The 11880-nt window shown below is 63.1% G+C and carries 9 protein-coding genes; 4 read left to right on the top strand and 5 right to left on the bottom strand.

What is annotated here, in order from left to right; all coding sequences use genetic code 11:
• Positions 1-338: 338 nt before the first annotated feature.
• Entirely contained in the window at positions 339-773 is a 435-nt protein-coding gene (locus AC1TPF_RS16215; protein WP_482138860.1) for an HIT family protein, read from the top strand.
• The gene (locus AC1TPF_RS16210; RefSeq protein WP_482138858.1) at positions 766-1536 is read left to right on the top strand and encodes an SIR2 family NAD-dependent protein deacylase; all 771 of its coding nucleotides are present in this window, start codon (positions 766-768) and stop codon (positions 1534-1536) included. The genes AC1TPF_RS16215 and AC1TPF_RS16210 overlap by 8 nt, the downstream gene beginning before the upstream one ends.
• On the opposite strand, the gene AC1TPF_RS16205 is transcribed toward AC1TPF_RS16210, so the two are convergent.
• The 3 genes from AC1TPF_RS16205 to AC1TPF_RS16195 form a co-directional block, all read right to left on the bottom strand.
• Positions 1533-5696, bottom strand: coding sequence for an AAA domain-containing protein (locus AC1TPF_RS16205; protein WP_482144737.1), 4164 nt, complete (start codon positions 5694-5696; stop codon positions 1533-1535). The two genes, AC1TPF_RS16210 and AC1TPF_RS16205, sit on opposite strands and share 4 nt — an antisense overlap.
• A gap of 101 nt (positions 5697-5797) precedes the next feature.
• Positions 5798-6133: a rhodanese-like domain-containing protein gene (locus AC1TPF_RS16200; protein ID WP_482138855.1), complete on the bottom strand. Its 336-nt coding sequence runs from the start codon at positions 6131-6133 to the stop codon at positions 5798-5800.
• A 158-nt stretch (positions 6134-6291) separates the two neighbouring features.
• Positions 6292-8031, bottom strand: a complete 1740-nt coding sequence (locus AC1TPF_RS16195; RefSeq protein ID WP_482139873.1) for a DEAD/DEAH box helicase — start codon at positions 8029-8031, stop codon at positions 6292-6294.
• A gap of 221 nt (positions 8032-8252) precedes the next feature.
• Here AC1TPF_RS16195 and AC1TPF_RS16190 point away from each other — a divergent pair, with 221 nt between their 5' ends.
• The gene (locus tag AC1TPF_RS16190) at positions 8253-10043 is read left to right on the top strand and encodes an AMP-dependent synthetase/ligase (protein WP_482144736.1); all 1791 of its coding nucleotides are present in this window, start codon (positions 8253-8255) and stop codon (positions 10041-10043) included.
• Positions 10044-10144: 101 nt separating this feature from the next.
• Here AC1TPF_RS16190 and AC1TPF_RS16185 read toward each other — a convergent pair whose 3' ends face one another.
• A complete protein-coding gene (locus tag AC1TPF_RS16185; protein WP_482144735.1) occupies positions 10145-11095 on the bottom strand; it encodes a hypothetical protein in 951 nt (316 codons plus the stop codon).
• Between the two features lie 65 nt (positions 11096-11160).
• Positions 11161-11472, bottom strand: a complete 312-nt coding sequence (locus tag AC1TPF_RS16180; protein ID WP_482145131.1) for a hypothetical protein — start codon at positions 11470-11472, stop codon at positions 11161-11163.
• Between the two features lie 58 nt (positions 11473-11530).
• On the opposite strand from AC1TPF_RS16180, the gene AC1TPF_RS16175 reads away from it, so the two are divergent.
• On the top strand, positions 11531-11880 hold a 350-nt coding region (locus AC1TPF_RS16175), incomplete at its 3' end, for a hypothetical protein (protein ID WP_482144734.1).

Genomic DNA, 11880 nt, shown 5'->3' with positions numbered 1-11880 from the left:
ACCACTACGCTGTCGATCATGTTGAGCTCCAACATGATCCATCTCCAGAGCCAGGCCTCGACGCCTGGCGTCGTCAGATGCGCATGGAGACCATGTTTACACACAAAAATGAGGCTTTCCTCATGTTTGAAAGTGACCGGCGGGTATACCCGTCGGTAACCTTGCCGGGAATCCCTCGACGAATACCCCAAGGCTGTCGAACCATCGGAAAACAGCAGTTCACACCACCCGAACGACCGCTCGGCCGGTGCAAATCGGACACACAAAGTTGTTATCGAACCGTTATAATTGAATATGTCACTGATCGCGCCGTTCTTGGCCACCACTAGGGTGAGCGCATGACGGAGTGCATCTTCTGTGCCATCGCCGACGGCTCATCACCTGCCCACGTCGTCTACGAAGACGTCGACATCCTGGGATTCCTCGACATCCGCCCGGTCCGCCCCGGCCACACCCTGTTGATCCCGAAAAAGCACGCCGCCGACCTCGCCGAATTGAGCCCGGAACTCGGCGGCAAACTCTTTGTCGCAGGCCAGAGGGTTGCTGCCGCGCTGCGCGCGTCGTCCATCGCCGCCGACGGCGTCAACCTCCTGGTCAACGACGGGCGTGCAGCATTCCAATCGGTCTTCCATTCACATCTGCACGTGGTGCCGCGTCACCATGGTGACAAGCTGACCCTGGCAAAAGGGTTGTTGACCAGACGTGACTCCGACATGCCTGCCACTGCTGCGATTCTGCGCGCCCAATTGGAGACCTCGACCACCGATGACTGAATCCGAACTCGACCCGGCGCCAGCAGAACTGGTGCGAGACGCCGGATGGGTGACGGTCTGCTCAGGCGCCGGAATGTCCGCCGAGAGCAACGTGCCGACTTTCCGCGACACACAGACCGGCCTTTGGGAACGTTTCGATCCGACCGAACTGGCCACACCGGAAGCCTGGTCCCGCGACTCCGCGATGGTCTGGGCCTGGTACCAGTGGCGCGCCAAACTCGTGCGTTCGACCACCCCCAATCAGGGTCATGTGGCGCTGGCGCAGTGGGCCGAATGTCGCACCGTTTCGGTGATCACCCAGAACGTCGACGACCTACACGAACGCGCCGGTAGCGACGTCATCGCGCATCTCCACGGCAGCCTGTTCGAACCCCGGTGCTCGAACTGCGAGCTGCCCTACTTCGGTATCGACGCCGATCCGGAGATCGCGACCGAGACACCGCGCGTGGAACCGCCCTCGTGCCCACAATGTCTGTCAGAAATACGCCCGGGTGTCGTGTGGTTCGGCGAACCGCTCCCCTCCGATGCCTGGAGTCGCGCGGTCGACGCCGCGCTCGGCAGCGACCTGCTGATCGTCGTGGGTACATCGGGTCTGGTCTACCCTGCCGCATCACTGCCCGAGCGAGCTCTCGCCGCCGGCATTCCGGTGATCGAGATCAACCCGGAGCCAACACCTTTGAGTTCATCGGTCACCCACTTCATGCAGACCACCGCGGGCGCGGGCCTTCCCGCACTACTGCGGGAGGTCCGGACTACCGGTTAGTCGCCGCCGGTCAGCGCCACCGGCACCCACGGGTCGTCGACCGGCCCGCCCGCGAGGTCCGGGCCCACCGAATTGGGTCGCACACCACGCTTTTCGAGTTCATCCCAGAGTCCATCGAGGGCATGTTCCGGATTGAGCAGGTACTCCGATTCCCGTACCCGCCAGAACCGCCAACCGCACCGTCGGAGTTCACGCTCGCGCTCCATGTCGGCTCGGGCCTGTTCGGGCGTACTGGTGAACTCGTCGCCGTCGCACTCCACTGCCAGCCGGGCATCGCTGCCGGTGACAACCAGATCGACAACCCGATTGTTCACAACGACTTTCGGATTCACATAGAATCCCCGGTCGACCAGGTCGACAAAGATCTGCTGCTCGAACAGTGAATCGAAAGGTTCCGCACGTGTGGTCGGGGTGACACCGGTCGGCATCGGATCGACAAGGGCACCTTCGGTCTTCTGCATGTAGGTCAGCAACGAATACCGAAGATCGTTGTCTTTGAGATCGTCGGGCTGGACGGAATGGACAAGCCACAGCTGTTCCATCGCGCGAGATGCCGCGACATTGATACGCCGCTGAGATTCACTGCGCCGCAAAGCATTCACGTTGGTATCAGGGCAGACCACCATCGACAGGAACACCACATGTCGCTCGTCGCCCTGGAAGTCCGGCGGTGTCCCGATCCGGAGGTTGCGCTCCCGCCATACCTGCGGATCCAGCGCTTCCCGCAACATCTGGGTGAGAAGATCCACCTGCCGTTGACCCTGCAGCACCACCACACCGAAGGACATGCCGTCGTAGCGGGGATCCTCCATGCACTCGGTCACCACACCGACCAACGCTGCGGCCTCGTCGGCATTGACCAACGAGGAGTTGGTTCCGGTACTCCGGGCGTTCTCGACGTAGCGGGTACGCAGCGGCGGCAACCTGTCAGCACCGAACTGGCGCACCGGGATCAGCGGCGAATCCGGATAGAACTGCCGACTGGAGAATTCGATGATCTCCGGCATCGACCGGAAATGCTCGCGCAGGCGCACCACATGACCGAACCTCGTCCGAAGCATCGAGAACAGGCTCGACCGCGGAGTCAGGCTGTCACGCATGTACTGCGGGATGTCGGGTAGGTACGTGTCGAGCTTGGAAAACACCTCTTCCATGCCCGAGCCGCCGAAACCACCCGGTGCACACTGCCGGTCGTCGCCGACGACGATCACCCGCGGTGCCAGCCAGAGTAGGAACAGGCTGGAGATGTCGGCCTGACTGGCCTCGTCGACGATGACCACATCAAACGAGTTCTGCGCCGGCGCAACCGAACTGAGGACCTGCGCGATCGGCATGATCCAAGCCGGTACCGCAGTCTGCGCCTGCGCCATCGCGGAGCGTGCTGCCAGCCGGAAGCGCTCGGCATGTTTACCCGAACCCTTACCGATGTTGGTGATGTGGTCGCGATACGACTGCAGTGCCTGCACCTGACTGACGGTCATGTGCTCCAGACACTCCCGCCAGGCACAGGCCGCAGCCAACCGGGCGGTGAAGTGCGTGATATCCGCCTCGACCTCATCGAGATCCGCTTCCAGGCGGCCCTCGCGGTCGGGGTCGCTGCGCTCTTGGGCCCATTGGTAGGCGCGTCGCCATGACCAGGCCGCTTCGAGATCTTCGAGCCGATCTTCCCAGACGGGATCCTCTGCGGTCTCGACAAGAAGCTTGACAAGGGCAGGCGCCTTCGCCTTCAGTCTCAATTCCAAAAGATCTAGAGCGCCCTGGTTTTCGAGTTCGACGCGGGCGTTATGCCATGCCCGGCGAGCTTCCAGAACTGCATCGGCGTCCGCGGCGCGTACCGCTGCCAGCAGCGCGTCACCTTCCGGCGACGGTCCCTTCTCGACCTCGGCCGACAGTGCCCGTGCCACGTCGTCGAGCTCGCGTCGTGCCAGGACCCCGTCGTTGGCCGCGGCAATCGCACCTGCCTGCCGCGCAACCTCTTCGACCTCGTCGATGCTCTTCGGCCGCGGGCCGCCAGGGCTGATCGCATTGAGCTCACGGACCAACTGATCACGGCCGGTCAGTAGTTCGGAGACCCAGGCCAGCTGTCCGTCGAGACGTACCAATCGACCGAGTTGCACCGATCGTGTCCCGGAGGTGTCCATCGGCACGCCCACCTCGGACAGGATCGCCTGCACGCGGGAGACCGCGTCGAGCACACCGAGATGATCGGCCACCAGGCGCAGCGACGCCGCATCCGTCGGTTCACGCCCGTCCACGGTGAAGGTGGCACCGAGATCCTCGACTGCCTTCTGCTCCGGCGCTTTTCGGAAGCGCGACCGCCACTGGCCACCGGACTCGAGGTATTTGGCTGCCTTCTCGTAGAGCACCGCGTCGCCGGGCGCGGCACCGTGACCCTCGACCGTGTGGGTGCCGATCCGGGTGTCACGTTCGGTGGCGTCGTCGATCACCGCAGACAATGCGGTGACCCGATTCCACAGGTAGGAGGCCTCACCCGAGAGCAACCGGTCTGCCATCTGCTGCAGATGTGGTGGGAACGTGCGGACTTCGCGCACGGCGGCGCCGAGCCGATCACACCTTGCCTTCACCCGCAGCAACCGGGCACTGTCGACATCGGCCAGGATCGCGAGCAGCGAACCGCTGCCGACCATCTGTTCGGTGGGTCGATTGCGTACCCGGTTACAGATCGACTCGAGTTCCACTGTCCCGGGCAGGATCAGGTCCAGGTCGGGCAGATGCTGGCCGATCCGGCTCGCCCACCGGTCGGTGCGACGACCCAGTAGCTCGAGCAACCGATCGAACTCTTCACGCTCGAGCGGCGGCAACGGACTGTGTAGCGGTCCCGGTAGCCAGTCATGCTGCGCGGCAACCTCATTGCACTGCCGGACGATGCCGGCGGCGGTACCGCTGTAGCCGGCAGCAACCCACTCGTGCTTTTCGGTCTCGGATTCGCGCAGCTGCCAGATGTCGCGCAGGATCTGTTCCCGCTTGGACCGGGCCTGGTCACGCTTGGACCGCAGGTTCTTGATCTCGCTGGTCGCCACACGTGACTGGAAGCTGCCCTTGCGGTTGGCGATTGCCTCCACGCTGTCGATCAACGACTGTGAGCCGTCTTTGGTGACGTCGGTGATCGACACCGCCAGTTGCTGTACTTCGACGGGCAGTTTGTCACGCAGTACGTGCAGGGCCTGCGCCTTTTCGGAGACGACCAGCACCCGCTGACCTTTGGCCAGCAACGCGGTCATCAGATTGGCGATCGTGTGGGTCTTCCCGGTTCCGGGCGGACCCTCGACCACGACGCCACTGTCGAGACCGAGCTGGGCCAGGATGTCGCGCTGCTCGACGTTGGACGGCAACGGATAGAGCGCGTCCTCGATGAGTTCTTCAGCCGACATCGCGCCACTGTCACGCAGGCGCCGGACACGCTCTTCTGCCTCGACCGGTTCGACCAGCTGTGCCAGACCGATCGGGATCTCATTCGACTCGTCGCGCAGAGCCGCGATCATCGACTCGTAATAGTCGAGCAACGGTGCGAAGCCACGTCGACGGAGTACCAACGCGGGCTCCAGATCGACCGTGACCGACGCCGGATCATCGGCAACCGCGCGACGCCATTTGGTGAAGAACTTATCGATCGAGTCCGCCACCGGCGAGCGCGTGGTGGCCAGCTGGCCGGACAGTTCGGCCGAGACAGTCAGATCGAAACCGTCGAGACCGGTCAGCAGATGGCCGGCGTGCAGTTCTGGTTGCGAGCCACCGGCGAGCTTCACGGTGATGATGCCCGCGGTGTGGTCATGGACGGCGACGACGGGTTGGGTCACGAGATGCTCGCGGACCAGGACCGGGTCGCCATACGTCAGCAGCCCCGAGGCGAGCACCAGTTCCAGGGACTCGGGACGTTCGGCCAATTCGTCGACCGCCTGCGCGAGGAGGTCATACGCGGTGTTCTGCGCTGGATTGTCGCGCGAGAGTTCGGTGATCACCTGGCCAACGGCAGCGTCGCGGTTGATCGAGATGTCATAGCCATCGCCGAGCCACACCACGCCGGCGTGCTCGCTCACGTCACGAATGACGGACGATTTCGCGCGGATCAGTTCATGCAAGAACTGCAACAACCGCAGAACCCTGCCACGCCGGTCGTCGCCGGACACCGAATCGGTCATCACGTCCTCGAGTTAAGCCTCAGGTTGACACTATTTATCACCCTGAACGCTACCCGCTGAAGCGTCTCGGTTCACACCGCGTGTCTGTTAACGGCCTGTCGTCACTTGTGGCTGATGGCACCGCGCAATGCGCGGTACCCACCGACAACGTAATGCACGTTCGTATAACCCAGGGCTGCGATCGTTTCGGCGATCCGGGACGCTTGTGACTTCACCGACACCACATCGATTTCGGTGTCGAATCCGTCGATCACCGGGATCCGGCGGCTCGAACCCGGGTCGAAGGCATCCTCCAACTCACCGGGTTCCACCACCACAGCCCCGGGCAAACTACCCTGATGCCGCATGACTTGTGGTCGCATATCGACCACGATTGCTGTCCCGCGATCCCGACGCTCGGCTGCATCAGCTGCCGAGATCGGATCCGCTGTCGCCACTGAACCCATACTGTTCCTATTGCTTTCGAGAGATGTACATGTACCACTGGTGAGTTCGTGTCACCAGACTGCATTGTTACGGGAAGATCTCATTTTGTCGAATACTTCCCCAACACGGACATGTCTTCCAGCGATAGGCGCAGGCCCGGTGTACCTACCTACCTGGGGCCGCGGCCTGCAACTTTCTGCGTACCGCGCCGATCTCGACTGAACGACTTGTTGCCGTAGCTCTTCGCACCGCCACCCTGCGCGCGACCGCCGCGGGGCGAGCCCTCGTCCTTCTTGATGCCGATGGGAACACCGGCGATCCGAGTGCTCCGCAGCCGCGACAACGTGTCGCGATCGAGGTTGCGAGGCAGCTCGACCAAGGAGTGGTCGGCCCGAATGCTGATGTGACCGAAATCGCCACGGGACAGGCCGCCCTCGTTGGCAATCGCACCCACGATTGCACCCGGGGTGACGTTGTGCTGCCGGCCGACCGCCAGGCGGTACGTCGCAAAATCGCCGTCGCCTTGTCCGGAACGCTCAGTACGTTCCTTGCGATCACGGTCTTTGCGCTCGCTCGCAGGCGGGTCCGGTGACAGCAGGAATCCGCCATCACGCGTTTCGAGTGCCAGCGCGGCCGCGATGTCAGCCATCGTGACGTCGTTCTCGCTCGCGTAATTCTCGATCAGCTTGCGGAACAGATCGAGATTGTCCGATCCCAGATTTGCGGTGATCGACTCCCCGAACTTCGCCACACGCTGTGCGTTGACGTCGTCGACGCTCGGCAGACCGATTTCTTCCAGCGGCTGGCGAGTGGCCTTCTCGATTGCGCGGAGCAGGTGACGCTCACGCGGCGACACGAAGAGCAGCGCGTTACCCGAACGACCGGCGCGGCCGGTACGACCGATCCGGTGCACGTACGCCTCGGTGTCGTGCGGGATGTCGTAGTTGAGGACGTGCGAGATCCGCTCGACATCGAGCCCACGGGCCGCGACGTCGGTTGCAACCAGGATGTCGACCTGACCGTTCTTGAGCTGAGCAATCGTCCGCTCGCGCTGCGCCTGGGCGATGTCACCGTTGATCGCTGCTGCCGAGAAACCGCGCGAACGCAGGCGTTCGGCGAGATCCTCGGTGGCCTGCTTGGTACGGACGAACACGATCATCGCGTCGAAAGTCTCGACCTCGAGCACACGGGTCAGCGCGTCCATCTTGCGCTGGTGAGAGACCTGCAGATAGCGCTGCGTGATGTTCGACGCAGTCGCGGTCTTGGCCTTCATCGTGATCTCGACGGGGTTCTTCAGGTACTTCTGCGACAACCGCCCGATGGTCTTCGGCATGGTGGCCGAGAACAGTGCCACCTGCTTGCTGTCGGGGGTGTCTCGCAGGATGCGCTCGACGTCCTCGGCAAAGCCCATGTTGAGCATTTCGTCCGCCTCGTCGAGGACGAGGTAGTCGAGCTCGGAGATGTCGAGGGTGCCCTTGTCGAGGTGATCGATCACGCGACCGGGTGTACCCACAACGATCTGGGCTCCGCGGCGCAGACCGGACAACTGCACGGTGTAGCTCTGGCCGCCGTAGATCGGCAGCACCTTCACACCGGGCAGGTGCACCGAGTAACGACCGAAGGCCTCGGCCACCTGCAACGCGAGTTCACGCGTCGGCGCAAGGATCAGCGCCTTGGGCTTGCGAGCACTCGGATCGATATTCGAGAGAATCGGCACCGCAAAGGCGGCGGTCTTACCCGTGCCCGTCTGTGCAAGACCCACCACATCCCGACCCTCGAGGAGCGGCGGGATAGTCGCTGCCTGGATCGGCGATGGGGTTTCATAACCCACGTCCGTAAGCGCCTGCAACACGCGGGGATCCATCCCGAGGTCTGCGAAGGTCACGGTTTCTTCATTTTCGGCGGCCATATCACTCGTGGGGGCCGCACCAGTACTGTCTGTCATCGCTTTCCACTGTAGCCGTGATCAGCCTGAATCCGTTATTCGTAACCCGAGCGGTGAGTAAGCGACACACCTACACTGCCAGTCCCCTACTCGCGAGTAGGGAGAAAAGGTAACCTGGCCCACAGTTACCGTGTCCGAATTGTCGGCCACCCACTGTCCGCCATTCGTTTCCACTGGAGGCCAACGTGCAAGAGATCACCGTCCCCTCGGACTTTGTTGTTCCCGAGAAGGCGTCCATCGTCGATTCGATGCTGAAGCACCGCGCCGAGTCACCCACAAAAACACTGTTCAAACGCCGCTCGGCGGATGGTTCCTGGTTTGACGTCACCACCAAGGAGTTCGCCGATCTGGTCGACAAGGTCGCCAAGGGCTTCATCGCTTCGGGTGTCGGCCCGGGTGACCGCGTCTCCATCCTCTCGGCCACCCGCTATGAATGGACCGTTCTCGATTACGCCGTCTGGCGGGCCGGCGGCGTCACCGTCGCCATCTACGAGACCTCGTCGGCCTCGCAGGTCCAGTACATCGTCGAGAACTCCGGGACATCGCTGTTGGTTCTCGAGAATGCTGACCAGAAGTCACAGCATTCTCCCGTACTGGCCGACCTCGCCGAGCTCAAAGAAACCCTCGTCATCGATGAAGGTGCCGTCGACGAGCTGGTAAGGCGAGGCGAGGCGATCGGCGACGACGAGCTCGAACTACGCCACGCCAACGCCCTGGCCTCCGACGTCGCGACGCTGGTCTACACCTCCGGGACCACCGGCAAGCCCAAGGGCGTGGCACTGACCCATGCCAACTTCATCCATGAATGCCACGCGGTCCGGGTGACCCTCGGCGAACTGATGTCCGAGGGCAGCTCCACACTGCTGTTCCTCCCATTGGCACACATCTTTGCCCGGGTCATCTCGGTGGCATCGGTCGAGCACCTCGTGCAGCTCGGCCACACCACGGTGTCCCCCACACTCATGGACGAACTGGCCGCCTTCAAGCCGAGCTACTTGCTTTCGGTCCCCCGGGTCTTCGAAAAGGTCTACAACGGGGCCAAGCAAAAGGCCGAGGACGGTGGCAAGGGCAAGATCTTCGCCGCCGCAACCGACACCGCCGTCGAATACTCGAAGGCACTGGACACCGGCGGTCCCGGCCTGGTCCTCAAGCTCAAGCACAAGCTGTTCGACGTGCTCGTCTACTCGAAGCTGCGGACCGCACTCGGCGGCAATTGCGATAGCGCGGTCTCCGGTGGTGCCGCTCTTGGCGCGCGCCTGGGCCACTTCTTCCGCGGCATCGGCGTTCCGATCTACGAGGGCTACGGCCTCAGTGAGACCACCGCAGCCGTCACCGTCAATGCCGAAGGTGCACAACGCATCGGAACCGTCGGGCGCCCTGTGCATGGTCAGTCGGTCGCGATCGCCGACGACGGTGAGGTCTTGCTCAAGGGACCGGTGGTCTTCGGGGGCTACTGGAAGAACGAGCAGGCCACCAAAGAAGCCATCAAGGACGGCTGGTTCCACACCGGCGACATCGGAACACTCGACGACGGCTACCTGTCGATCACGGGCCGAAAGAAAGAACTGATCGTCACCGCAGGCGGCAAGAATGTCTCGCCGGCCCAGATGGAAGACGCCGTCCGCGCCCATCCACTGGTAAGCCAGGCACTCGTGGTCGGCGACAACAAGCCGTTCATCGCCGCCCTGGTCACCCTTGATCCGGAGGCACTGCCGGGCTGGCTCGAACGCCACGACCTCCCGGCAGACACGCTGATCGCAGATCTGTTGGAGCACAAGGACATTCTTGCCGACGTCGATGAAGCGATCGCCGCGGCGAACGCCCTGGTATCCAAGGCCGAGGCGATCAAGAAGTACCGGGTCATCGAGACCGACTTCACCATCGAGTCGGGCGAACTGACGCCGACCCTCAAGCTCAAGCGCAACGTGATCCACGATTCGCACACCGCCACCATCGAGGGTCTCTACACGAAGTAGGCAGTCAGAAACCCTGCACGGCACAGATCAAAAAAGGGAGACCACCCACCCGGGTGGTCTCCCTTTTTGCACGAGCGTCTGGTCGACCGCCCGCGATCACATCAGCGAGGCGTCACCGTCGTCGAAGTCACCACACGACCGGGATCGGCAGTGCCGAGTACATCGTTCACAGCGGCCGATACCGCCGTCAACCGATCGCGCGCCGATTGCCAATCCTGTTCGTACTGTTGACGACTGAGCAGGACAACCACGAAGCGTCCGTCGCCGTCGACGAAGCCCGCACTGTGCAGGTAACCGGCCTGGCCCCAGCAACACATCCAGCCCTGTTTGGCGACAGCCACACCGCCGGGCCTCTCGGCGAGCAGACCGAAATACTGGGCAAAGCCGTCGGTCGCAAACGCAGGTGCTGCGGCGAGCGCATCGACGATCAGATCCCGATCGGGCGCGGGCATGGCCAGCACGTGACCGTAGAGGCGCGCGATGTCTGCCGCGGTGATCGTCATCTCACCCCAATCCGAGGAATCGACTGGAGCAATCGTCCCGGTCAGCCCGAGCCGCGGGCCCACCCGATCGACCGCACCTTGCCCATCGAAACGGGCCCAGAGTTCGGCCATCGCGAAGTCGTCGCTGGGCCCGAGCACCCGCCGGATCAGATCGAGATCCGGTCCACCCACAATCAAACCCTCGTCGCGTCTGCGATCGACGATGTCGACCACCACAACCAATTTCGAGAGCGATGCCGACAGCATGGGCGGGTCGCTGTGACCGCCGAGGGCCAGTGCACCAGTCGGCGCGTCGAGGATCGCCGCCTCCAATTCGATCCCGCCGACAGCCGCAGCCGCATTCTCGGCGGAAGCGGCGGCCGCGTTCACCAGGCTCTCGCTCGACGACCGCGACGGTGTCCGAGCCTCAGTGGAATCCACGGTCGCGTTGCCCGCTCCACAGAACACAGCGCCGGCGGACGCAGTCAGCAAGACTTGAACCGCGATCAACCAGACCGCAACGGCAGCTCGTGCAGACCGCCGGCCGGGGGCCGTCAGATTCGCAGACATGGTCTTTCCAGGCTCCGCCTCTACGCCGAGTCCTGCCACTTCGCGGATCGACCACACGCGGCGGGCTACTTATGTCCGGGCTCCTCAACCGGCCGCAAAGCCCAGCCCGGCACCCAGTGCGTCACCTTCTCCTCGCGGCCGCGCGCCGGGATCGTGTAGGTGACCTTGCCGAACCATTCACCCCATTCGGTCATCCCCCACTCGGTGAGCACTCCCACCGTCTTTCGACGAAACTGCAGCCCCTCTGGGTGATAGATGCCCGAGTGGTGGGGCTGGTAGGCATAGAGGGTCACTAGATCGATCGACACGGCGACATGGCCAACTCGGACGAACGCCGAACCACGCGGCTGTCCGCCGTCACCGCCGATATCTGCCACCTTCACGGTTCGATCATACGTTCGAATCTCTGTTACTCTCAACCACGGCAGGGCGGCGATGCCTGCAGACGTGAAAGCGGATGCAGAGACGCCGCCCGCCATTTCATATCTGCCCGATGAGGCACGACAACCGGGCTGTGGTCGCGGCATCAAAGACGAAAGCTCCGGCAACGTCGACGTTTTTCGTGCACCGCCAACCAACCAGGTCACCAACTGGAGTGGAACTGCCCTGTGGTGGCGACTTCGCCTGGCCGACGGCAAACAAGACTGCATCAATCAGGTGGTGCGCGAGGGGGGACTTGAACCCCGGCTTCCATGCAGGTCAGAGCGTCACGTCGCTCGTTTTGCCCACATTTCACCCACGGCCCTATCCAGCCGGTTCGCCACATCATCCAAATCATCATCGAA

Source organism: Williamsia sp. Y853 (assembly GCF_056786495.1).
This window is presented reverse-complemented; position numbering and strand designations above follow the sequence as displayed.

Excerpts from the sequence above, each read along its gene's own strand:
- AC1TPF_RS16195 (WP_482139873.1), bottom strand. The coding sequence starts at position 8,031 with ATGGCCGCCGAAAATGAAGAAACCGTGACCTTCGCAGACCTCGGGATG.
- AC1TPF_RS16215 (WP_482138860.1), top strand. The coding sequence starts at position 339 with ATGACGGAGTGCATCTTCTGTGCCATCGCCGACGGCTCATCACCTGCC.
- AC1TPF_RS16205 (WP_482144737.1), bottom strand. The coding sequence starts at position 5,696 with ATGACCGATTCGGTGTCCGGCGACGACCGGCGTGGCAGGGTTCTGCGG.
- AC1TPF_RS16210 (WP_482138858.1), top strand. The coding sequence starts at position 766 with ATGACTGAATCCGAACTCGACCCGGCGCCAGCAGAACTGGTGCGAGAC.
- AC1TPF_RS16185 (WP_482144735.1), bottom strand. The coding sequence starts at position 11,095 with ATGTCTGCGAATCTGACGGCCCCCGGCCGGCGGTCTGCACGAGCTGCC.